25 protein-coding genes are annotated in these 22,358 nt (G+C 66.6%); 15 read left to right on the top strand and 10 right to left on the bottom strand.

Annotated elements, in window-relative coordinates:
• Positions 1–104 precede the first annotated feature (104 nt).
• The 3 genes from AC1DOX_RS01205 to hslU all read left to right on the top strand — a co-directional run bounded on the left by AC1DOX_RS01205 (position 105) and on the right by hslU (position 3,320).
• On the top strand, positions 105–1,091 hold the full coding sequence (locus AC1DOX_RS01205) for a tripartite tricarboxylate transporter substrate-binding protein (RefSeq protein ID WP_441618595.1): 987 nt from the start codon (positions 105–107) through the stop codon (positions 1,089–1,091).
• Between the two features lie 273 nt (positions 1,092–1,364).
• On the top strand, positions 1,365–1,901 hold the full coding sequence (gene hslV, locus AC1DOX_RS01200) for an ATP-dependent protease subunit HslV (RefSeq protein ID WP_477113982.1): 537 nt from the start codon (positions 1,365–1,367) through the stop codon (positions 1,899–1,901).
• Between the two features lie 87 nt (positions 1,902–1,988).
• Complete coding sequence (hslU, locus tag AC1DOX_RS01195; protein ID WP_092135575.1) at positions 1,989–3,320, top strand: ATP-dependent protease ATPase subunit HslU; 1,332 nt, start codon at positions 1,989–1,991, stop codon at positions 3,318–3,320.
• Positions 3,321–3,400: 80 nt separating this feature from the next.
• Here hslU and AC1DOX_RS01190 read toward each other — a convergent pair whose 3' ends face one another.
• Positions 3,401–3,979, bottom strand: a complete 579-nt coding sequence (locus tag AC1DOX_RS01190) for a YcnI family copper-binding membrane protein (protein WP_441618598.1) — start codon at positions 3,977–3,979, stop codon at positions 3,401–3,403.
• Between the two features lie 299 nt (positions 3,980–4,278).
• On the opposite strand from AC1DOX_RS01190, the gene AC1DOX_RS01185 reads away from it, so the two are divergent.
• A complete protein-coding gene (locus AC1DOX_RS01185; protein WP_092135578.1) occupies positions 4,279–4,644 on the top strand; it encodes a hypothetical protein in 366 nt (121 codons plus the stop codon).
• 25 nt (positions 4,645–4,669) lie between these two features.
• Here the strand turns inward: AC1DOX_RS01185 and AC1DOX_RS01180 are convergent, their stop codons facing one another.
• Positions 4,670–5,263, bottom strand: a complete 594-nt coding sequence (locus AC1DOX_RS01180; protein ID WP_092135580.1) for a response regulator transcription factor — start codon at positions 5,261–5,263, stop codon at positions 4,670–4,672.
• Positions 5,263–6,636 carry an ATP-binding protein gene (locus AC1DOX_RS01175; RefSeq protein WP_441618602.1) on the bottom strand — a complete coding sequence of 458 codons (1,374 nt, stop codon included), beginning with the start codon at positions 6,634–6,636 and terminating at the stop codon, positions 5,263–5,265. The genes AC1DOX_RS01180 and AC1DOX_RS01175 overlap by 1 nt, the downstream gene beginning before the upstream one ends.
• Before the next feature lie 188 nt (positions 6,637–6,824).
• Between AC1DOX_RS01175 and AC1DOX_RS01170 the strand changes: the two genes are divergently transcribed.
• Complete coding sequence (locus tag AC1DOX_RS01170; protein ID WP_441618604.1) at positions 6,825–7,331, top strand: copper chaperone PCu(A)C; 507 nt, start codon at positions 6,825–6,827, stop codon at positions 7,329–7,331.
• A 38-nt stretch (positions 7,332–7,369) separates the two neighbouring features.
• On the opposite strand, the gene AC1DOX_RS01165 is transcribed toward AC1DOX_RS01170, so the two are convergent.
• The 4 genes from AC1DOX_RS01165 to AC1DOX_RS01150 form a co-directional block, all read right to left on the bottom strand.
• A complete protein-coding gene (locus AC1DOX_RS01165) occupies positions 7,370–8,302 on the bottom strand; it encodes a LysR family transcriptional regulator (RefSeq protein WP_441618606.1) in 933 nt (310 codons plus the stop codon).
• Positions 8,303–8,357: 55 nt separating this feature from the next.
• Positions 8,358–8,570: a cysteine-rich CWC family protein gene (locus tag AC1DOX_RS01160; protein WP_441618608.1), complete on the bottom strand. Its 213-nt coding sequence runs from the start codon at positions 8,568–8,570 to the stop codon at positions 8,358–8,360.
• A complete protein-coding gene (locus tag AC1DOX_RS01155; protein ID WP_441618610.1) occupies positions 8,567–8,791 on the bottom strand; it encodes a zf-HC2 domain-containing protein in 225 nt (74 codons plus the stop codon). Before AC1DOX_RS01155 ends, AC1DOX_RS01160 begins: the two co-directional genes overlap by 4 nt.
• Positions 8,792–8,907: 116 nt before the next feature.
• On the bottom strand, positions 8,908–9,507 hold the full coding sequence (locus AC1DOX_RS01150; RefSeq protein ID WP_441618612.1) for a sigma-70 family RNA polymerase sigma factor: 600 nt from the start codon (positions 9,505–9,507) through the stop codon (positions 8,908–8,910).
• A gap of 341 nt (positions 9,508–9,848) precedes the next feature.
• On the opposite strand from AC1DOX_RS01150, the gene argB reads away from it, so the two are divergent.
• From argB to AC1DOX_RS01115, 7 genes are all read left to right on the top strand, one after another.
• Positions 9,849–10,766, top strand: coding sequence for an acetylglutamate kinase (gene argB / locus AC1DOX_RS01145; protein ID WP_092135590.1), 918 nt, complete (start codon positions 9,849–9,851; stop codon positions 10,764–10,766).
• Positions 10,767–10,850: 84 nt separating this feature from the next.
• The gene (locus AC1DOX_RS01140; RefSeq protein ID WP_441618614.1) at positions 10,851–11,861 is read left to right on the top strand and encodes a pyrimidine 5'-nucleotidase; all 1,011 of its coding nucleotides are present in this window, start codon (positions 10,851–10,853) and stop codon (positions 11,859–11,861) included.
• Positions 11,858–12,502: a nucleoid occlusion factor SlmA gene (gene slmA, locus AC1DOX_RS01135; protein ID WP_092135593.1), complete on the top strand. Its 645-nt coding sequence runs from the start codon at positions 11,858–11,860 to the stop codon at positions 12,500–12,502. The genes AC1DOX_RS01140 and slmA overlap by 4 nt, the downstream gene beginning before the upstream one ends.
• Positions 12,503–12,873: 371 nt before the next feature.
• Positions 12,874–14,046 (top strand): homoserine O-succinyltransferase MetX, encoded by a 1,173-nt coding sequence (gene metX, locus AC1DOX_RS01130; RefSeq protein WP_441618617.1) that lies wholly within the window; start codon positions 12,874–12,876, stop codon positions 14,044–14,046.
• A complete protein-coding gene (gene metW, locus AC1DOX_RS01125; protein ID WP_092135596.1) occupies positions 14,043–14,654 on the top strand; it encodes a methionine biosynthesis protein MetW in 612 nt (203 codons plus the stop codon). The genes metX and metW overlap by 4 nt, the downstream gene beginning before the upstream one ends.
• A gap of 47 nt (positions 14,655–14,701) precedes the next feature.
• The gene (locus tag AC1DOX_RS01120; RefSeq protein ID WP_441618775.1) at positions 14,702–15,547 is read left to right on the top strand and encodes a DMT family transporter; all 846 of its coding nucleotides are present in this window, start codon (positions 14,702–14,704) and stop codon (positions 15,545–15,547) included.
• A 96-nt stretch (positions 15,548–15,643) separates the two neighbouring features.
• Positions 15,644–16,489, top strand: coding sequence for an acyl-CoA thioesterase (locus tag AC1DOX_RS01115; protein WP_441618619.1), 846 nt, complete (start codon positions 15,644–15,646; stop codon positions 16,487–16,489).
• Here AC1DOX_RS01115 and AC1DOX_RS01110 read toward each other — a convergent pair whose 3' ends face one another.
• Entirely contained in the window at positions 16,490–17,770 is a 1,281-nt protein-coding gene (locus AC1DOX_RS01110; RefSeq protein WP_441618621.1) for a muropeptide transporter, read from the bottom strand. It abuts the gene before it with no gap.
• A 248-nt stretch (positions 17,771–18,018) separates the two neighbouring features.
• Here AC1DOX_RS01110 and AC1DOX_RS01105 point away from each other — a divergent pair, with 248 nt between their 5' ends.
• A complete protein-coding gene (locus tag AC1DOX_RS01105) occupies positions 18,019–18,891 on the top strand; it encodes a M48 family metallopeptidase (protein ID WP_092136607.1) in 873 nt (290 codons plus the stop codon).
• A 139-nt stretch (positions 18,892–19,030) separates the two neighbouring features.
• Complete coding sequence (locus AC1DOX_RS01100) at positions 19,031–19,498, top strand: excinuclease ATPase (RefSeq protein ID WP_441618623.1); 468 nt, start codon at positions 19,031–19,033, stop codon at positions 19,496–19,498.
• Between the two features lie 152 nt (positions 19,499–19,650).
• Here AC1DOX_RS01100 and argC read toward each other — a convergent pair whose 3' ends face one another.
• Together argC and AC1DOX_RS01090 are read right to left on the bottom strand one after the other, a co-directional pair.
• Positions 19,651–20,598 (bottom strand): N-acetyl-gamma-glutamyl-phosphate reductase, encoded by a 948-nt coding sequence (gene argC / locus AC1DOX_RS01095; protein WP_441618625.1) that lies wholly within the window; start codon positions 20,596–20,598, stop codon positions 19,651–19,653.
• Between the two features lie 231 nt (positions 20,599–20,829).
• Positions 20,830–21,606 (bottom strand): exodeoxyribonuclease III, encoded by a 777-nt coding sequence (locus tag AC1DOX_RS01090; RefSeq protein WP_441618627.1) that lies wholly within the window; start codon positions 21,604–21,606, stop codon positions 20,830–20,832.
• 30 nt (positions 21,607–21,636) lie between these two features.
• On the opposite strand from AC1DOX_RS01090, the gene pyrE reads away from it, so the two are divergent.
• Entirely contained in the window at positions 21,637–22,314 is a 678-nt protein-coding gene (pyrE, locus tag AC1DOX_RS01085; RefSeq protein WP_441618629.1) for an orotate phosphoribosyltransferase, read from the top strand.
• Positions 22,315–22,358: the final 44 nt, after the last annotated feature.

The following is a 22,358-nucleotide window of genomic DNA, read 5'->3' as shown; positions in this document are numbered from 1 at the left end:
GGCAATCCGATATGGATCGCACGACCGGAGCGCCCGCACGCGGCGCGCCTCCGGCGGCAGCTGCGGCGCAGGAACGGGGCATAGGGTATTCAGGAGAGACAGAGATGAAACGAGTTGCAATGAACATTGCGGCCGCGCTGGCTGTTGCAGGCGTGGGTGCTTTCACCGGGGCGCAGGCGCAGGAATATCCGGGCAACAAGCCGGTGCAGGCGGTGGTGCCGTTTGCCGCGGGTGGCCCGACCGACAAGGTGGCGCGTGAGCTGACGATGGTCATGTCCAAGCATCTGGGCACGACGATCGTGATCGAGAACCTGGGCGGTGCCGGCGGCACCATCGGCGCCAAGAAAGTGGCGCAGGCCAAGGGCGATGGCTACACCATCCTGATCCACCACATCGGCATGTCCACGGCCCCGGCGCTGTACCGCAACCTGGGCTTCGATCCGCTGAAGGATTTCGAGATGATCGGCGAAGTGGCCGACGTACCGATGGTGCTGGTGGGCAACAAGCAACTGCCGCCGGCCAACTTCAAGGACCTGGTGCCTTATATCAAGGCCAACGCCAGCAAGCTGTCGCTGGCCAACGCCGGGATCGGCTCGGCTTCGCACCTCTGCGGACTGCTGTTCCAGAGCGCCATCCAGACCGAACTGACCACCGTGCCGTACAAGGGCACGGCGCCGGCGCTGACCGATATCCTCGGCGGCCAGGTGAACCTGATCTGCGATCAGACCACCAACATCGCCGGCCAGCTGAAGGCCAACGCGTTGAAGCCGTACGCCGCGATGCAGTCGCGCCGCGTGGAAGCGTTCAAGGACATCCCGACCGCCGCCGAGCAGGGCCTGCCGGGTGTGGAAGTGAAGATCTGGCACGCCATGTACGCGCCGAAGGGCACGCCGAAGCCGGTGATCGACAAGCTGTCGGCTGCGCTGCAAAAGGCGGTGGCAGACCCGACCTTCCGTGCCAAGATGGCCGAACTGGGTGCGGAGGCCGTGCCGGCCCAGCGCGCCACGCCGGACTCGCTGCGCACGTTCCTGACCGCCGAAATCAACAAGTGGACGCCGGTGATCAAGAAGGCGGGTGTGTACGCCGACTGATGACCACCTGACCGGCCATTGCGCCGGCACCAGATGGACGAAAGGCCACGCAGCGATGCGTGGCCTTTTTGCATTGGCACGATGGGCGGCGCGCGTCTCCTATATTGGGGAGACACGCCGGCCGGCGGCGGGGAGGAAACGGGCCGGACTGGCCGTTGCATTCCCGGATGGAATCGCGCACTGAAACCCGCACGAAATCCGCTGCTGAAATGGCACTTGAAAGCGGGGCGGGTGGCGCCACCTACCGACCTGACACACACGACAGAAGGCACCATGGAACAGTATCACGGCACTACCATCGTCAGCGTTCGCCGCGGCAACCAGGTCGCGCTGGGCGGTGACGGCCAGGTCACTCTCGGCAATATCGTGATGAAGGGTACGGCCCGCAAGGTGCGGCGCATCTACAACGGCAAGGTGCTGGTCGGGTTTGCCGGCAGCACGGCCGATGCCTTCTCGCTGCTGGACCGCTTTGAAGCCAAGCTCGAGAAGTACCAGGGCAACCTGACCCGCGCCGCGGTGGACCTGGCCAAGGACTGGCGATCGGATCGCGCGCTGCGCCGCCTGGAGGCGATGCTGATCACGGCCGACCGCGACACCACGCTGGTCATCACCGGCAACGGCGACGTGCTGGACCCCGAGGGCGGCATCGCGGCGATCGGGTCGGGCGGCGCCTACGCGCAGTCGGCGGCCAAGGCGCTGATCGAGAACACCGAACTGGCGCCGAAGTACGTGGTCGAAAAGGCCCTGACCATCGCCGGCGAGCTCTGCATCTACACGAACACCAATTTCGTTATCGAGACGCTGGAATAAGCGTCGCATCGCGGGCCGCGCACCAGCGTTGCGCGGCCGCTCCCGATTCCGACCGGACCCATCGGTCCGGCGCACTGAACGGATACCATGTCGCAAACCATGACCCCGTCGGAAATCGTTTCCGAACTCGACAAGCACATCATCGGCCAGAACAAGGCCAAGAAGGCCGTGGCCGTGGCGCTGCGCAACCGCTGGCGTCGCCAGCAGGTGGCCGACCCCCTGCGCCAGGAAATCACGCCCAAGAACATCCTGATGATCGGACCGACCGGCGTCGGCAAGACGGAGATCGCCCGCCGGCTGGCCAAGCTGGCCGACGCGCCGTTCATCAAGATCGAGGCCACCAAGTTCACGGAAGTGGGCTACGTGGGCCGCGACGTCGACACGATCGTGCGCGACCTGGCCGAAATGGCCATCAAGCAGACGCGCGAATCCGAAATGAAGAAGGTGCGCACCAAGGCCGAGGAAGCCGCCGAGGACCGCCTGCTGGATGTGTTGCTGCCGCCGCCGCGCGACATCGGCTTTGCACAGACCGAGGACAAGGATTCCAACACGCGCCAGGTCTTCCGCAAGAAGCTGCGCGAAGGCCAGCTCGACGACAAGGACATCGAGCTCGAAGTGGCCGCCGGCCTGCCGAGCATGGACATCATGGGTCCGCCGGGCATGGAAGACATGACCGAGCAGATCCGCACGATGTTCGCCGGCCTGGGCCAGGGCAAGAAACATCGCCGCAAGCTGAAGGTGAAGGAAGCGTTCAAGCTGCTGATCGACGAAGAGGCGGCCAAGCTCGTCAATGAAGAGGAGCTCAAGCACAAGGCCATCGCCAACGTGGAGCAGAACGGCATCGTGTTTCTGGACGAGATCGACAAGATCGCCAGCCGCAGCGAGATCGGCGGTGGCGAGGTGTCGCGCCAGGGTGTGCAGCGCGACCTGCTGCCGCTGGTGGAAGGCACGACGGTGAGCACCAAGTACGGCATGATCCGGACCGACCACATCCTGTTCATCGCGTCGGGCGCGTTCCATCTTTCCAAGCCGAGCGACCTGATTCCCGAACTGCAGGGCCGCTTCCCGATCCGCGTCGAGCTGGAATCGCTGTCCGTGCAGGACTTCGAGGCCATCCTCACGCAGACCGATGCGAGCCTGACCAAGCAATACCAGGCACTGCTGAAGACGGAAGAGGTGGAGCTGCTGTTCGCGCCGGATGGTATCCGCCGGCTGGCGGAGATTGCGTTCTCGGTGAACGAGAAGGTCGAGAACATCGGCGCGCGCCGCCTGTACACGGTGATGGAGCGCCTGCTGGAAGACCTGTCGTTCCACGCGACGAAGTCGTCGGGCGAGACGGTGACGATCGATGCCAAGTATGTCGACGAGCGGCTGGGCGATCTGGCCGGCAATGAGGACCTGTCGCGCTACGTTCTCTAACTCGCTGACGCGCGCGATCACGCGCAAAGAATAAGAGCCGGACATCTGTCCGGCTCTTTTTTTGTCTTGCGTTCAGTGCCTCAGTGCACGTGGCCGGCGTGGCCGCCCTGTGCGCCTTCGGGCGCGACTACTTCGAGCGCCGGAGCGGGCGACTTCAGCTCACGCGGGTTTTGCCCGGCGGCAGGAACCTGCGTCCACTCGCTCTTGCCGTTCTCGCATTCCTGCAGCACCGGGAAATACAGCTTGCCGCCTTGCTCCGGCAGTTTCATCAGCATCCGGAATTCATCGAAGTGCGCGTCGGCCAGCGTGCCGCCGAACCAGCGCAGCGTGCGGACGTCTTCCTCGACGGTCTTGCCGTGCGACGCGTACGGCTTGGCCAGCTTCTCGCGGCGAACCTCGACTTGCCAGCCCGCCTTCGGCTGCGGATGGGCGCCTTGCACGCCGTCCGGGATGGTGACCGTGATGGCGCGCGTCGCGCTGCCGTTGCAGCCGTGGCCCACCAGTAGCACGCCCTTGAAATAGCTGCCGGCCGCGGCCTGCTTCTGCTCGAACACGATATGCGCCGATGCGCTGGGCGACCAGGCCGCCGCCGCCAGGCAGGCAACACCGGCGAAGGTGGCGAACAGGGGGGCGAGAGCAGGGCGCAGGCGCAGGGTCATGATGGATCGGGATTCGGAAGTCGGTAAGGAAATTGAAATCGCGCGCCAGTCTAGCGTCAATCCGCCGCATGGCTGTGCGACCTGGTGCCGCAGCGCGCTGCGCCGGTCACATCGGGGCACGCGACGCAGCGCGGTTATCCGTGCGTATCGGCTTGGCTCTCACCAGTAAGGTTGGTAAGCATTGGTAAGCACACTGGCGCGGCACCCGGGGCGAATGAGACCCTTGCGCACCTTGTCGGTCAACTGGGACCGGGGCGGGAGCCACCGCATCCACCTCAAATACCTGCCGGGAGTCAGCCATGTCGCGCAATACCTCGCGTACCCCCTTTTTCAAACGCAACCAGGTGCGAAAGCGCCGGGTGGCGATTGCCACGGCGAGTGTCGTGGCCGGAATCACCGCCGCCACCGTGTTCCTGTGTCTGCGGCCCGCGGTAGCGCCTGCCGTCGCGGCGTCGCTGCCGATCACGACTTCGGCGAAGGCCGATCAGCCGGAGCGCCAGGCCGCGCACGATGGCGCGGCCGCCGTGGCCGCCGTGGCGATGGCATCGGGCGCAATGGTCACGCTGGTCGACCGTCACGCCAGCGATGCCGTGCGCATGGCCGATGCTTCGGACAATGCGTCCGTGGACGACCTCGGCTGGGACTACGTGCAACTGCGCCTGTAAGCGACGGCGCCTGCAAGCGAGGGGCCTAGCGCGACACCGGCCGCTTGCCCAGCTTGCGCTGCAATGTGCGCCGATGCATGTTGAGCGCCCGCGCCGTGGCCGAGATATTGCCGCCGTGCTCCGTGAGCACGCGCTGGATGTGCTCCCACTCGAGCCGTGCCACGGATAGCGGCACCGGTTCCTCAAGCGCGGCTTCCGCCGCATCTTCCGAAATCCCCGCCATCAGTGCCGTCAGGATCGAATCGACATTGGCCGGCTTGGCCAGGTATTCGTCCGCCCCCTGCTTGACCGCCGCCACGGCCGTGGCGATGCTCGCATAGCCTGTGAGCACCAGGATGCGCGCGTCCGGCAGCGCCGCGCGCAGCGGTGCCACCAGATGCAGGCCCGATTCGGCCGGCGCGGTGCCGCCCGATTCCGCCGGGGGCCCCAGATGGAGATCGAGCGTGACATACGCAAACGACGTGCGCGCCGCCAGCGCGAGCGCCGTACTGCCGTTGTGCGCCACCTGCACCGCATAGCCGCGCCGCGTCAGCGCACGGGCCAGCGTGCCGGAGAACACCTCGTCGTCATCGATCACAAGGAAAGGGGTGGCGTCGGTAGGCGCGGAGGCGTCGGTCATCACGGTTGGAAGTCGGGTTGGGGCGCGAGCGCGCGATCGGCTGCGCGAGTCGCGCCCGGAAGTGGCAGCCGCAGTTCGGCCACGGTGCCACCGTCGGGGTGATCATGCCAGGCGAGGTTGCCGCCGAGCTGGCGTGCCGCGCTTTGCGCGAGATAGAGTCCGATGCCCTGGCCGCCATGCGCGCTGACCACGGGCGCTTCACCCAGTCGTGCACGCAGCGCGGGCGGGATGCCGCCGCCATGATCGGTCACGCGGCAGCACAGCGATGCGCCTTCGAGCGCGATGTCCAGCCGCAGCGGCGGTCCCTGGCGCGTCGCCTGCCCCGCCGATCGCTGGCTGCGCGCGGCGTTATCGAGCAGGATCGTGAGGATCTGGCTCACGCGGGCGGTATCGGTGGGTTGCGTCGCCGCTTCCGGCGTGACGCACGATTGCAGGCTGGCCTGCGGGTGGCGCAGTTGCCAGCGTTCGACGAACGGCGCGAGCCACGCGTCGACCGGCTGCGGCGCCAGCGTCTCGTGATCCTCGCGCAGCCGCGCAAGGATCGACCGGCACAACTCCAGTTGCTGTTCCATCGTGCGCAGGTCCGACAGGTAGTCCGCCACCGGCGTGGCGCCGCGCCGGCCATCGGCGGCATCGGCGCGCAGCTCGCCGGCAATGACGGCCAGCGTGGCCAGCGGCGTGCCGATCTCGTGGGCCACGGCCGCAGCCTGGTCGTTCAGCGCTTCCACTCGCGCTTCGCGCAGCAGCTGCTCGCGCGCCTGGTTGAGTTGCGCGTCGCGCTGGCGCAGCACGCCGGACAGGCGCGCGACGAAGAACGCGATCATCACCGCGCTGGCCATGAAGTTCAGCCACATCCCGGCCAGGTGGTAGTTCACCGCGTTGTCCGGGTTGTGCAGGTTCAGCGGGACGTATTCGAGCAACAGCAGCGAATAGCAGGCCAGCGCGTACAGCGCGAGCACGGAGACCAGCCGCCACGGCAGGATGGCGGCGGCAATCGCCAGCCCCGGCAGGTAGAACGACACAAACGGGTTGGTCGCGCCCCCGGTGTAGAACAGGATCGCGGACAGGGCGGTCAGGTCCACCATCATCTGGCCCATCAGTTCGGCGTCCGCGGGCGCGGTATTGCGTGTGGCGTGCCACCGCAACCGCGCCACCGTGAGCAGATTGAATATCGTCTGCAACACGAACAGGAACAGCAGCGGCTTGTAGGGCAGGATGATGCCGGCGATGGATTCGCACGACACCAGCAACGTTGCCTGCCCGGCCAGCAGCGCCCAGCGCAGCCAGCACAGGCGGCGCAGGCTGACCAGGCTGTGGCGCTGGGGCGCCGTGCCGGGAAAGCTGGCGGGGGCGGAGTGGTGGACAGTGGACATGGCGATGGTGGCTTCCATGCCGCGAGTGTAGCAATGCCACCGCACCGACCCCACGCGTGCGACACCGTGCCGCATTCTGGCGCGCGGCGGGCGCTGCCAGACTACGCGGTTGCGCTGTCCCGGGCCTCGCCCTGGCCGGCATGGTCTAATGACCGCACTTTTCTAGCAGACTCGTGGAGACCTCCAAGATGCAAGCCAACTTCCGCGCGGCCCGCGCCGCCACGATCGTCACCCTGGCCCTGGGCGGCCTGCTGGGCAGCGCGCATGCCATGGCGCAGGTGGACGTCAGCAACGCCTGGGTGCGTGGCACCGTGCCGGCGCAGACCGCATCCGGCGCGTTCATGACCCTTCATGCGCACGACACGGCCAAGCTGGTCGGCGTGTCCTCGCCGGTGGCCACGGCCGAACTGCATGAGATGAAGATGGAAAACAACGTGATGCGGATGCGTCAGGTTCCGTCTCTGGACCTGCCGAAGATGCAGAACGTGGAACTCAAGCCGGGCGGCTATCACGTGATGCTGATGGGCCTGAAGTCCCAGCTCAAGGCCGGGGACACGGTGCCCATCACGCTGAAGATTGAGCAGAACGGCAAGGTGATCGAGCAGCAGGTCAAGGCCGAGGTCCGCGACCTGACCGCCGCCGCGCCGGCGGCCGCATCCGGTGCTGCCGGCGCTCACGGCGATCACAAGCACTGATCACGAGATCACGGCGCGAGGCGACAGCGCGCGCAGGGTCAGCCGCGCAGGCTGATGGCCTCCTCGGCCTCCGGCGCGGCGGCGGCCTGCAGCATCCGCTCGCGCAGCCAGGTGTGGCCGGGATCGGCCTCGGCCCGCTCGGGCCAGATCATGCTGTAGGTGAAGCCGGGAATCGCGAACGGCGCCTCGAATATCGCCAGGCGCGGATCGGCCAGCGCCTGCAGGCTGCGCCGCGCAGCGGTCAGCACCATGTTCGTCCCCACGATCAGTCCGGGCGCCACGCTCCAGTGCGGGACCGTGCAGGCAATCTTGCGCCGGCCGCCCAGGCGGGCCACGGTGGCGTCCACCACCTCGCCGCGCTCGCTGGCCGCCGTCACCAGCACGTGGGACCGCGCCAGGTAGGCCACATGGTCAAGCCGGCCGGTGTCGCGTACCGTCGCGGCGTCCACGGCGCAGGCAAAGTCATCGTCGAACAGGATATCCGTGCGCACGCCATCGGGCTGGTAGCTGAAGGCACCGAGCGCGATGTCGATTTCCCCGTCCGCCACCTGCGCGGTCATGGTCTCGCGGCTGGACTGCGTGACCACCAGGTCGATATTGGGCGCGGCCTTGCGAACGGCGCGCAGCAGCCGCGGCAGCACCACCAGCGTCCCGTAGTCCGACATCGCCAGCTTGAACGTGCGTCGCGCGGTGGACGGCTGGAAGCCCGTGGGGCCCAGCAGGATGCGCACCTGCGCCAGCGCCTCCGCCAGCGGGCTGGCCAATTCGTGGGCGCGTGGCGTCAGCACCAGGCCACCCTGGCCGCGCACCAGCACGGGATCGTCGAGGAGTTGTCGCAGCCGTGCCAGCGAATGGCTGACGGCTGGCTGGCTCAGCTGCAGCCGCAGTGCGGCGCGCGAGATGTGGCGTTCGGCCAGCAGTGCTTCCAGCACCACCAGCAAATTGAGGTCGATTCCGCGTAGATCATTCATGTGACGAATGTTAAACCGGATGACTTCGGTTTTGTCATTCGTCGTGCGGAATTTTTCAGGACGCGCCCGCGTCCTGTCGCTGTTTCAGGCAGTTCGGGCAGAGACAGTGCTGCCCCGCCACGATCTGGCGGGCGGGCAACAAGGGCTGGCTGGCGCACCAGCATTCCCGTAGCCCAGCCACATAGCCGCACACGAACGAGGCGCCGCAGCGGCTGCAATGTTCGACGGGGCGAAGCTGACCCGTCTGGATCGTCGACGGATCGGTCATGGCTGGTCGGCGCCGCCCTCGTCCTGCCCCAGCCGGCGCATCGCCTCGCGCATTGTCCGCATCTGACCGCTGAAATTGGTGCAGGCCTCGCAGATGGCCAGATGGCTGCGCACGCGCAATCGCTCGATCCACGACAGCGGACGGTCCATGCCCTTCATGGTCAGGTGATGTACATCTTCACAGTTCGGCATGAAGCGGCGGGAAGGACGGGGCTCGGACATGGGCTGTGGGCAGGTGCGCTTTGGTGTTGGGGCGAGTTGGCTTCGGGGTCGATGCTGTCGGGCCTGTGCCTTTCAGCGGAATTTCGGCGGTGTTTCAGTGGCGTTTCAGCGGAGTTTCAGCGGGCCACGGGTTTTGTGGCGTCACCGCCACGCTGCCCGAACCAGTTCACCTCCAGGCATTCGCGCAGTCGCATGCGGGCGCGGTACAGCATGACCCAGGCATTGGTCGCGCTGATCTGCAGATCCTGACAGATTTCTTCCGTCTCCAGTTCCAGCCATTCCCGCATCATGAAAATCCGGCCGGCCTTGGGCGGCAAGCGGTCGACGCAGACCTGCAGGATCTCGAAGAATTCCCGTCGCTCGAATGTGCTGTGCGGGTCGCCCCAGTCGGATGGCGGGTGTTGGTAGTGGCCATTGCGCGCAAACAGCGCGTCGAAGGCATCCTGCTCGGACTGCGACTCGCCGTCGTCGGCGGTGAGCGTCAGCCGCACCTCGCGCTTGCCGCTGCGCAGGATATCGATGATCTTGTGCTTGAGAATGCCGACCAGATAGGTGCGCAGCGTCGACTGGCCTGCAAAACGCTCTGGATGCTCCAGCGCGGCCAGCAGCGTCTCGGAAACGGTGTCCTCGGCCAGCGCCTCGTCGCGCAGCTGCAGGTGGGCAAAACGCAGCAGGTAGGGCCGCACGGTCTGGAGTTCAGCGGGATCGAGGCTCATGTCGTGAGGCCCTTCGGGTCTTGTGGTCCGGGGCGGGCTTTGCGAACGATCGTTGTGCCGCGCAAACTGCCACTCACTGCGGCAATCACTGTGGCGCGATATGGACACACGTACGGCGCGATCAGAGTCCAGATGACATCGCCAACCCGCTTCCCTCGCGCGCCCTGCGGTTTCTTGTAAAATCGGCGCCTGCCGTGGCCGGTTGGCGCACATTCGGGAGATCCCCCCAGGGCGCCTTTGCTCCCGACGGTTCCCGGCGCAACACCGGCCTCGCCCGTCAACGCCTGCCAGGCGGACGGATTCGCCATGATACCTGTTGAATCACACGGATGTCCCTTGCCATGAACGCCGACACCCCCGGGCCTGCCACCACCTCGGTAGCGGCCATTGCCCCCGCCCTCAAGGCCGAGATCCTCGCCGAAGCGCTTCCCTATATCCGCAAGTTCCACGGCAAGACCATCGTGGTCAAGTACGGCGGCAATGCGATGACGGAAGAAAAGCTCAAGCACGGCTTTGCGCGCGACGTGATCCTGCTGAAGCTGGTCGGCATGAACCCGGTGGTCGTGCACGGCGGCGGCCCGCAGATCGATGAAGCCCTGAAGAAGGTCGGCAAGGTCGGCACGTTCATCCAGGGCATGCGTGTCACGGACGAAGAGACCATGGAAGTGGTCGAGTGGGTGCTCGGCGGCGAAGTCCAGCAGGACATCGTCATGCTGATCAACCAGTACGGCGGCCAGGCCGTGGGCCTGACGGGCAAGGACGGCGGCCTGATCCGCGCCAAGCGCCTGCAGATGCCCGACCGCGAAAACCCGGGCGCCTTCATCGACATCGGCTATGTGGGCGACATCGAGGCGATCAACCCGGCCGTGGTCAAGGCGCTGCAGGACGACGCCTTCATCCCGGTGATCTCGCCGATCGGTTTCTCGGACGATGGCCAGGCCTACAACATCAACGCGGACGTGGTCGCCGGCAAGATGGCCGAGATCCTGAAGGCCGAGAAGCTGGTCATGATGACCAACATCCCGGGCGTGATGGACAAGAAGGGCAACCTGCTGACCGACCTGTCCGCCCGCGAGATCGAGGAACTGTTTGCCGACGGCACCATTTCCGGCGGCATGCTGCCGAAGATCTCGTCGGCACTGGACGCCGCCAAGAGCGGCGTCAACTCGGTCCACATCGTCGACGGCCGCATCGAGCATTCGTTGCTGCTGGAAATCCTGACCGAGCAGGCCTTCGGCACGATGATCCGCTCGCACTGAGCGGACCAGCGCGGGGCGGCGCCGGATGCTTCGGCCCGCCGCTCCGCCGGTCACTTCCCCCATTTGAATTCCCCAGCAGCCGGCGTGTTTCTCCGACAACCTACCTCGCGCCGCGGTCTTCGCGCGCGCCCATCGGGGCAACGGCCCCGGCATCCGCTGGTGAGGCGTCCCGCCGGCGATACGTCGGGCGATACGGTCTGGCTGTTCGATCTCGACAACACGCTGCACGACGCCTCGCACGCGATCTTCCCGGCCATCAATCGGCTGATGACCGCCTACGTGGCGCGCGTGATCGGCAGCGACGACGCCACAGCCAGCCGCATCCGCGTGGACTACTGGCAGCGCTACGGCGCCACGCTGCTCGGCATGATCCGGCACCACGATGTCGATCCGGCGGACTTCCTGCGCGCGGCGCATGACTTCCCCGAGCTGGCCGACATGGTGCGCGTGCGCCGTGGCCTGGTGGCGGCGCTGCGCCGGCTGCCCGGGCGCAAGATCCTGGTCACCAACGCGCCGCGCCAGTACGCGCGGTCCGTGATGGCCATTGCCGGCATCGACCGGTGTTTCGAGCGCGTGGTCGCCATCGAGGATATGTGGGTGCATGGCCACCTGCGGCCCAAGCCGGACCGCCGCATGCTGCGGCGCCTGCTGGCACGCACCGGAGTGGCGCCACACCGCGCGGTGCTGGTGGAAGACACGCTGTCGCATCTGAAGCACTATGCGGGCACGGGCATCCGCACCGCTTGGGTGACGGGGTACCTCCGCACGCTGGCGCCCTCACGGCCGCACGCGGCGCCGGCTCCGGTCGATGCCGCCGTCCCCGGCGCCACCGGAGACGCGGCGATGCGCTCGACGCTGGCTGCCGAGGATCGCCAGGGCGTGGGTCATGCGGCACAGGAGCACTCGGTTACGCTGGTGGCGGCGGAAAGCCAGGATCCGCCGGCAGCCGGTGGCGGCGCGAAACTGGCGCCGCAATCGCAGCCCGACCAGGCCCCGCGCGTACGGGCGCGCGTGGTGAATTGCCCGGGCTATGTGGACATAAAAGTACAATCGATGCATCAACTCCTACGACGAATGCGGAGAATCGGGTCATGACGCAAACCATCGCACGCCAGCCAGAGGCGCCAACGGGCGCCCTCGAGCCGGACGTCCCTGCGCGCAAACGCCCCCGTCCGGGCGAGCGCCGCATCCAGATCCTGCAGACACTGGCAGGCATGCTGGAGCATCCCCGCGGGGAAAAAATCACCACGGCGGCGCTGGCCGCCCGGCTGTCGGTCTCGGAAGCCGCGCTGTACCGGCACTTCGCCAGCAAGGCGCAGATGTTCGAGGGCCTGATCGGCTTTATCGAGCAAACCGTTTTCGGCCTGATCAACCAGATCACCACGCAGGAAGAGCACGGCCTGCGCCAGGCGCAGGCCATCGTACGCATGCTGTTGTCGTTTGCCGAGAAGAACCCCGGCATGACGCGCGTGCTGACCGGCGAGGCGCTGGTGGGCGAGCACGAGCGTTTGCAGGAGCGCATCAACCAGATGGTGGACCGCATCGAGGCGTCGTTGCGGCAGTGCCTGAAGGTGGCGGTCACGCAGGCGGCTTTTCCGCCCGATGTCGATATTCCCGTGCGCGTGACGCTGATCACGGCGACGGTCCAGGGGCATTGGCACCGGTATGTGAAGAGCGGTTTCCGCAAGGCGCCGAGCGAAACCATCGACACCCAGCTGCGCGTCCTGCTGGGCTGAAAGCCGCCGCACCACGAACACCAGCCGGGCCTCAGGGCCCGGTTGTCGTTTCTGCCCGCCTCCACCGCACGCGTGCCTTATCCGGCAGGGCGAGCATCGTATGCGATACGCATCGCGCGGATTGCTCTATAATCTGCGCGTCGCGCCGATTTGATGACTGGCTTGCGGGCGCGCGGCAGCCGGAGGGACCCTGGGTCCGCACCGACTGCCAATATAAATGCGGCTAAAGAGGTTGGGTCGGTGCCTCGCGGATCAGGGTCCACGGATAGCGCCGACACGCGGGAAACCGCGCAAGCCCGACTTGGCTGCGATGCAACACACGCACTGCCAGTCGGGTTTTTTTATGCCTGTTTGCTGACGGGCCCCGTTCCATGACCGATGTCGCTCCTCCCGCTGCCGTGTTCGATGTGCCGACCGATTCCGTCGGCGTCGTCACGCCCCAGCGCATGCATTTCGCCGATCCGCTGAAGCTGCGCAATGGCAGCCAGATCGCCGGCTATGACCTGATGGTCGAAACCTACGGCACGCTCAACGCCGCGCGCTCCAATGCCGTGCTGGTATGCCACGCGCTCAACGCCTCGCACCATGTGGCGGGCATCGCCGCCGACAATCCGCGCGACGTCGGCTGGTGGGACAACATGGTCGGGCCCGGCAAGCCGCTCGATACCAACCGCTTCTTTGTCATCGGCGTCAACAACCTCGGCTCGTGCTTCGGGTCGACCGGCCCGATGAGCACCAACCCGGCCACGGGCGAGCCGTACGGCGCGCTGTTCCCGGTGGTGACCGTCGAAGACTGGGTCAACGCCCAGGCGCGCGTGGCCGACGCCTTTGGCATCACGCAGTTCGCCGCGGTGATGGGCGGCAGCCTTGGGGGCATGCAGGCGCTGGCCTGGAGCCTGATGTACCCGGACCGCCTGCGCCACTGCATCGTGGTGGCCTCCACGCCAAAGCTGTCGGCGCAGAACATCGCCTTCAACGAGGTGGCACGCAGCGCCATCCTCTCCGACCCCGACTTTCACGGCGGCAATTACTACGCGCGCAACGTCAAGCCCAAGCGCGGGCTGCGCGTGGCGCGGATGATCGGCCATATCACCTACCTGTCGGACGAGGACATGGCCGAGAAATTCGGCCGGTCGCTGAAGAGCGAGGACATCCGCTTCTCGTTCGACGTCGAATTCCAGGTGGAGAGCTACCTGCGTTACCAGGGCGACAAGTTTGCCGAGTACTTCGACGCCAATACGTACCTGCTGATCACACGGGCGCTGGATTACTTCGATCCGGCGCTGGCCTACGGTGGCGACCTGACCCGCGCGATGTCGCACACCCAGGCCAGCTTCCTGGTGGCGAGCTTCACCACGGACTGGCGCTTTGCCCCCAACCGCAGCCGCGAGCTGGTGAAGGCGCTGCTGGACAACAAGCGCCCGGTCTCCTATGCCGAGATCGATGCCCCGCACGGCCATGACGCCTTCCTGCTGGAAGATCCGCGATACCACAACCTGATGCGCGCCTACTACGACCGCATCGCCGAGGAGATCGGCGCATGAATGCCTCCGCCAATCCCAACATCCTGGCGCTGCGTCCGGACTTTCGCGCGATCGCGCGCTGGATCGAACCCAATTCCACCGTGCTGGATGCCGGCTGCGGCGACGGCAGCCTGCTGCGCGTGCTGCAGGACGAACTGGACGTCCAGGCCTATGGCATCGAGATCCGCGACGAAGAGGTGCTGGCCTGCGCCCAGAAGGGCGTGCACGTGATCCAGCAAAACCTGGAGGGCGGGCTCGCGCTGTTCGAGGACCAGAGCTTCGATACCGTGATCCTGTCGCAGACGCTGCAGACCATCCACAACACGGCACAGGTGCTGCGCGATACGCTGCGCGTCGGCCGCGAGTGCATCGTCTCGTTCCCGAACTTCGGCTACTGGCCGCACCGCCTGTCGGTGTTCCGGGGCCGCATGCCGGTGTCCGAGTCGTTGCCATACCAGTGGTACAACACCCCCAACGTGCGCGTGCTGACGATCAGTGACTTCGAGGCGCTGGCCCCCAAGGTCGGCCTGCGCGTGCTGGACCGCGTGGTCATGCACGAGGGCGTGACGGTGAACTGGGGCGTCAACTGGCGCGGCAGCCTGGCCGTCTACCGGGTTTGCGCGGCGTGAGCGGAACCCCCGGCCAGGCGGCGTCGCGAACTGGCGGCACGTGGCGCATGATTGCCGCGATGGCGCTCTCGGGCACCATCGGCTGGTTTGTGGTGACGAGCGGGCAATCGCCGCTGGACGTGGTGTTCTTCCGCTGTGTGTTCGGTGCGCTGGCACTGCTCGGCATGCTGACGCTGCGCCGCGGTTGGGTACGGCTGAGCCGGCGCCAGGCGGGCTGGCTGGCGTTCGGCGGCGTGACGCTGATCCTGAACTGGCTTTGCCTGTTTTCGGCGTACCACTACAGCGGCATTTCCGTGTCGACGGTGGTCTATCACACGCAACCGTTCTTTCTGCTGATCCTCGGTACGCTGTTCCAGCGCGAACCGTTTCCGCTGGGCCGCCTGCCGTGGCTGGTGCTGGCCTTTGGCGGCGTGGTGCTGATCACCGGCCTCGAGCATGGCGCCGTGGGCGGCATGCTGGCCGGCATCGGGCTGGCGCTGTCGGCGGCGCTGCTGTACGCGCTGACGACGCTGGCCACGCGCAAGCTCAAGGAGATCTCGCCGGGGCAGATTGCGGGGCTGCAGATGGTGATCGGCATCGTCATGCTGGCGCCGCTGGCGCATCCCGCCGTCGGCACGTACGACGCGAAGACCTGGGGTGCGTTGCTGGCGCTGGGCTTCATCCACACCGGCTTCATGTACACGCTGCTCTACGGCGCCTTCCAGCGGCTGACGATGGTGTCGATCGCCACGCTGTCGTTCGTCTACCCGCTGGTGGCAATTGTCATCGACGTGATTGTCTTCGACCTGCGGCTGTCGCCCATGCAAATTGCCGGCATGGTGCTGGTGCTCCTGGGCGTGATTGCCAACCAGCTGGGCTGGACGCTGCCGATCGGGCGCCGCGCACGCGGCTGACCGGTCTGCCTGGCGGGACTGGAGTCCCGCTGGCTTGACGCCGGGGCAGGGCAGGCATACCGTACGTCAATTACCGAACGATCGTACTTTTTTGCCATGACCCAAGCGCCCCTCGCAACCGCCATCGTGGCGGATACGCTACATCCGCTGGACGATGCCCTGACGCTGGAGCCCGCCGGCCCGCACCGCTTCCTGGGCCGCACGAGCCAAGCCTACTGGAACATGATCGGCCCGTTTGGCGGCGTCACGGCGGCCACGCTGCTGCAGGCCGCGCTGCAACACCCGGAGCGGCTGGGCGATCCGAGCGCGCTGACCGTCAACTTTGCCGGGCCGATCGCCGAGGGGCCCTTCGAGATCGAGGCACGGCCTTCCCGCACCAACCGTTCGACCCAGCACTGGCACCTGGAACTGCGCCAGAACGGCGAGGTGACGACCACTGGCAGTGCCGTGTTCGCGGTGCGTCGCACAACATGGGGGACGGGCGAGGCGGTGATGCCCGATGTGCCGCCGGCCGAGACGTTGCCTGGCATGGGCGGCTTTGCACCCGTGCGTTGGCTGGGCAGCTACGACATGCGCGCGGTGCGTGGCGCCAAGCCCTCCGCGTCGCCGGGCACCGAGCATCCGGACAGCCTGACGCAGTTCTGGCTCCGTGACGAGCCGGCCCGCACGCCCGACTACGCGGCCGTGGCCGCCTGGTGCGACGCGTTCTACCCCCGGATTTTCCTCAAGCGCGCGGGTTTCGTGCCGGCTGGCACGGTGTCCCTGACCACCTATTTCCATGCCGATGCGGCCACGCTGGCCGGGCTGGGCAACAGCCACGTGCTCGGCAGCGCGCGGGCGCAGGTGTTCCGTCAGGGATTTTTCGACCAGAGCGCGCAGATCTGGAGTGCCAGCGGCGAGCTGCTGGCCACGTCACACCAGATCGTCTACTACAAGGAATGATCAGGCCGGGCGCGCGACGGCCGCCTCGGCCGGCTCCCGCGCCTGCGCCTCGTAGCGGTGGACGGTGCCGCGCATCGCCCACAAAAGCACCACGCCGGGCACGGCGGCGAGGACCGTGCCAAGGTAGAACGGCGCCCAGCCCCAGGCTTCGACCATGTAGCCTGACGTCGGGCCCACATACACGCGGCCGATCGACGCCAGGGCGGACAGCAACGCGTATTGCGTGGCGGAGAACGAGCGATTGCACAGCGTCATCAGCAGCGCCACGAAGGCCGCTGTGCCCATGCCGCCGCAGATGTTCTCGATGGCGATCGTCGCGCCCATCGACCACAGGTGCGGTGGCGTGACGGACAGGATCCAGTAGCCCAGGTTCGACACCCCCTGCAGGATGCCGAACAGCATCAGGGACCGATACAGCCCCAGGCGCACCATCAGCGACCCGCCGAACAGCGCGCCGATGATGGTGGCGGCCAGCCCGAGCGTCTTGTTGACGATGCCGACCTCGCCCGGGTCGAAGCCGAGCCCGCGGATCAGGAACGTGGTCGACAGGCTGCCCGCGAAAGCATCGCCCAGCTTGTACAGCACGATCAGCAGCAACAGCCACCAGGCGCCCTGGCGGCCAAAGAAGTCGCGCAGCGGGCCGACCACCGCCTCTTCCAGCGATCGCGGCGCCCGCGCCGGCGCGTCGGGTTCGGGGGCCCAGAGCAGCGTGACCAGCCCGACCGCCATCAAGGCCGCCATCAGCAGGTACATCTGCGGCCACCCCAGCACGCGATCGGCCAGGTACAAGGCCAGCCCGCCCGATACCAGCATTGCCAGGCGGTAGCCCAGCACCTTGACCGCCGCACCGGCGCCGCGCTCGGCGGGGCGCAGCACGTCGGTGCTGTAGGCATCGAACACAATGTCCTGGGACGCCGACAGGAAGGCGACCAGCGTCGCCAGCGCGGCCAGTGCCCAGAGCGCCTCCCGCGGCGGACAGAACGCCATGGCGGCGATGCTAGCCACCAGCCCGAGCTGCGTCACCAGCAGCCAGCCGCGCCGGCGGCCGAGCAGCGGCGGCGTGAAGCGGTCCATCAGCGGCGCCCACAGGAACTTGAAGATATAGGCCTGCCCGACCAGCGAGAAGAAGCCGATGGTCTTGATGTCGAGGCCCTCGACGGTCATCCAGGCCTGCAGCGTGCCTGAAGTGAGCGCCAGCGGCAGCCCGGACGCAAAGCCAAGCGTCAGCATGGCGCCGATGCGGCGGTTGCGGAAGATGTCGAGATAGTCGCGAAAATTCATGGATGGCGGTGCGATGAGGCGGATGCCGCGGCCGTGCGGTGGCACGCGGGACGGGGAATGCCCGACGTCGCCGTTGCACGGGTGCCGTGTATTATTGCATCACCGTTTGCGCCGCCCCGAACTCTTCGTTGCCGAGCCCTGTCGTGCCCCTGATCGCGTCCGAGGAATCGCCCGCATTCCCCCGCCGGTATCGCCTGCCCGCCGCATGGCTGGCCTGCGCGGCGGCGGCCTGCCTTGGTCTGCCGGCCATGGCGCAGGAGGTGGCCCTGGTCGCCGCGCCGGACGATGGCGTGCGCGTGGAGCGCCGCTATTCCAAGGTGCGCGAGATCGTGCCGATGGAGGTCATCGACCAGCAGGCCGCCCGGGAATATGAGCAGCTCAAGCAGGAGGCCATTGCCAAGCATGCGCTGGCCGGCGACGACAATCCGCAGGTGCAGCGCCTGCGCGAAATCGGCATCCGGCTGTTGCCGGAGACCGTCCTGTGGAATCCGCGCGCCGGCCGCTGGGCGTGGGAAATCAACCTGATCGGGTCGAAGCAGGTCAACGCGTTCTGCATGCCCGGCGGCAAGATGGCCATCTACACGGGCCTGCTGGACCAGCTCAAGCTCACCGACGACGAAGTGGCCATGGTCATGGGCCACGAGATCGCCCACGCGCTGGAGGAGCACGCGCGCCAACGCGCGGCCCAGTCGGAAATCTCCAACCTCGGGGCCAATGTGGTGTCGCAACTGACCGGGTTCGGCAACCTCGGCAACACGGACATTGGCAACAATGCCCGTCTGGTGACCCTGCGGTTCTCGCGGCTGGAGGAAACCGAGGCGGACCTGATCGGCATGGATATCGCCGCGCGGGCCGGCTACGATCCGCGCGCGGCCATCACCCTGTGGCAGAAGATGGGGACCGTGCTGCAGGCCGGGGACGAGTTCACCTCCACCCACCCCTCCGGGCGCAGCCGCATCGCCGTGCTGGAGGCGCATATGGCCGAGGTCATGCCGCTCTATGCCAAGGCCATGAGCATGCCGATGGAGAAGCTCGCGCCCTACAAGCCCAACATGGCCAACCTCGGGGGCGCCCCCGTCGACGCCGGCGACGAAGACCGCCAGCGGCCACTAAAAAAGTAAAGACGGCGATCCGGTCCGGTTATCGACCTATCCTGTAGGATGAAAAAGTGGTGCTTGCGTCCCGGTTGGGCGGGGCGTCCAAGCCGCGTTCAGGCCGCATTCATCCAGGCATTGCATCGCCTGATCAGGGAGAACCGAGATGAAGACAGTATTGCGTTGCGGCCTGGTGGCGGCCGCCCTGCTGGCCAGCGGCGCTGCCAGCGCCGCCGATGAATTGCTGACGATGCCGATCGACAAGGCGCTGGCCTCGCCGGACGCCAAGTCCCGCATCAATCCCAACGTGAAGCTGCTGTTCGGTTTCAACAGGCTCGACGGGGCGACGGACCCCAAACCGTTCAAGACCGTCAAGCGGGTGCGCCGCCCGGTCAGCCAGGTGCCCGACAGCGCGATGCCGACCGATGCCGACCTGTGTGCCACGGTCTTCGTGCAGGCCGTGCAGGAGTTGCAGCAGCGCGCCAGTCAGGAGGGTAGCAACGCGGTGGTGGAGATCCACAGCAACTGGAAGGATGACGAGACCGCCAGCGACGCGACCTACGTTTGCGCCAAGGGGTCGGCGTATATCGGCGTGGCGCTCAAGGCCACGGTGGTGAAGGCCTCGGGCGGCTGATTGGGCGGCCAATCGCCGCGTGGCTTGCCGCGCGGAATCGGTGGCCAACTAGTTCGCGGATTGGCTCGCGGATTTCCGCGCGGATTTGCGCGTAAATCGCCAGAAAGCAGAAAAGCCGGCTTGCGCCGGCTTTTTCATTGGGACGGGAGGGCTCAGGCAGTCAGGCCAGTTGCCTCGTCCGCGCCCAGGTGGACGTTCATGCATTGCACGGCCGCACCGGCCGCGCCCTTGCCGAGGTTGTCCAGGCGTGCCACCAGGTCCATGCGATCGCCGTTGCCGAACACGAACAGGTCGACGCGGTTGGTGTCGTTGCTGGCCTGCACGTCAAAGAATCCGCCGTCCAGGTTGGCATCGCTGTTGAACGGATGCACGCGCACGAACTGCTCGCCTTCGTAATGCCGGCGATAGATGTCCAGGATCGCCTCGGCATCGGCCTTGCGCGACAGCAGCGCCGGGAATACCGGCACGGTCACGGCCAGGCCCTTCAGGAAGTTGCCGACGATCGGGTTGAAGATCGGCGCCTGCGACAGGCCGGCCTGCACGCGCATTTCGGGCAGGTGCTTGTGTTCCAGGCCCAGCGCATACGGGCGCGGGCTTTCCAGCTTCGGGTTACCGCCAGCTTCGAACTCGGCGATCATCTTCTTGCCGCCACCGCTGTAGCCGGTCAGCGAGAATGCCGAAACCGGGTAGTCGGCCGGCATCAGGCCGGCTTCCACCAGCGGACGTACGGCGAGGACAAAGGCGCTGGCGTGGCAGCCCGGCACCGCGATGCGCTTGCTGGCGCGTACCTTTTCACGCTGGCCGCGGGTCAGTTCCGGAAGGCCATAGGCCCAGTTGTCCGAGGTGCGGAATGCCGTGCTGGCGTCGATCACGCAGGTGTTCGGGTTGGTCACCAGCGATACGGCCTCGCGCGAGGCCACGTCCGGCAGGCAGAGGAACGACACGTCCGAGGCATTCAGGAAGCGTGCTCGCTCTTGCGGGTCCTTGCGCTTGTCATCGGCAATGCGCAGCAGCTCCACATCGGTGCGACCCGAGAGATAGTCAAGCAGCCGGAGACCGGTGGTGCCTTCCTGACCATCGACGAACACTTTGAAAACCATGGCGGACTCACTCTGGAAAATACGAAAAAGCCCCCGCCGCCAGGGCGGCGCGGAACCTGCATTGTAGCGAGGTTGGCAGCCACACGCAGGGTTTACGAGAAAGTGGCGAGGCGGCTGTTACGGGAGACTACCGGACCGATGTCCGGCGCCGGCCAGACCGCCGTCCGGAGCCGGTCGGCAACGCTTCCGGCGATCGGGCACGGGGGGCGGCCCGATCGCCGGGGCCTCCACTCACAGCGGGAAGTCGTAGTCGATCGACAGCGGCGCGTGGTCGCTGAATTTCTCGTCCTTGTAGATCGAGCAGGCCTTTGCCGTGGCGGCGATGGTCGCCGTGGCCAGGTGGTAATCGATACGCCACCCGACGTTCTTCGCGTACGCCTGGCCGCGATTGCTCCACCAGGTGTATTGCTCCGGGCGCGGATCCAGCTTGCGGAACACGTCCACGTAGCCGTGGCGGTCGAAGAGTTCGCCGACCCAGGCGCGCTCCTCGGGCAGGAACCCGGAATTCTTCAGGTTGCCCTTCCAGTTCTTGATGTCGATTTCCTTGTGTGCGATGTTGACATCACCGCACAACACGACCTCGCGCCCGCTGGCCCGCAGTTGGAGCAGGTGAGGCAGGAAGGCCTCCATGAAGCGGAACTTGGCGAGCTGGCGTTCCTCGGAACTCGAGCCCGACGGCACGTAGACCGAGATCACCGCGAGGTGCGGATACTGCACCTCCACGTAGCGGCCCTCGGCGTCGAACTCGGGATTGCCAAAGCCCGTGATCACACGTTCGGGCTTGTGCCGGGTGTACAGGCCAACACCGCTATAGCCCTTTTTCTCGGCATAGTGGAAAAAGCCGTGGTAGCCATGTGGCGCGAGGAACGCCTCGGTCATGTCGGCTTCCTGGGCCTTGAGTTCCTGGACGCAGACCATGTCCGCTTCCTGCTTGCCCATCCATTCGAAGAAGCCCTTCTTGGAGGCCGAACGGATGCCGTTGAGGTTGGCGCTGATAATCCGTAACATCTCGGGAAATTTTGAATTCAGAGAGAAAAGATGACGCAGCAGACGACGCCGGACGACCTCAGCCAGACCTTCATCCGCTTCGCACTCGACGCGGGTGTGCTGTCTTTCGGCGAGTTCGTGACCAAGGCGGGCCGCAAGTCGCCGTACTTCTTCAACGCCGGCCTGTTCAATCAGGGCGCGATGCTGGGTCAGGTGGCGCAATTCTATGCGAAAACCCTGCTTGGCTCGGGCGTGCAGTTCGACGTGCTGTTTGGGCCGGCCTACAAGGGCATCACGCTGGCGTCGGCCACCGCCGTGGCGCTGGCCGGCCTGGGCCGCGATGTCGGGTTTGCCTACAACCGCAAGGAAGCCAAGGACCACGGCGAAGGTGGCACGCTGGTGGGCGCCAAGCTGCGGGGCAAGGTCGTGATCGTCGACGACGTGATCTCGGCAGGCACCTCCGTGCGCGAGTCGATGCAGCTGATCCGCGCCGCGGGCGCCGAGCCGGCCGCCGTGCTGATTGCCCTCGACCGCATGGAAAAGAGCGGCACGGCCGACAACATCGGCACGCATTCGGCCGTGCAGGACGTGCAGCGCGAGTACGGCGTGCCGGTGATCTCCATCGCCAGCCTGAAGGACCTGCTGGCCTACCTCGATGCCTCGAAGGACCCGGCCCTCGGGAACTCTCGCGACGCCGTGGCGGCCTATCGTCAGAAGTACGGCGTCTGACGGCACCGCCCCGTCGGGGCGGGCATCGACAGCACGGGCGGGAA

The sequence above is a fragment of the Cupriavidus sp. 01L415 genome (assembly GCF_056400065.1).
This window is presented reverse-complemented; position numbering and strand designations above follow the sequence as displayed.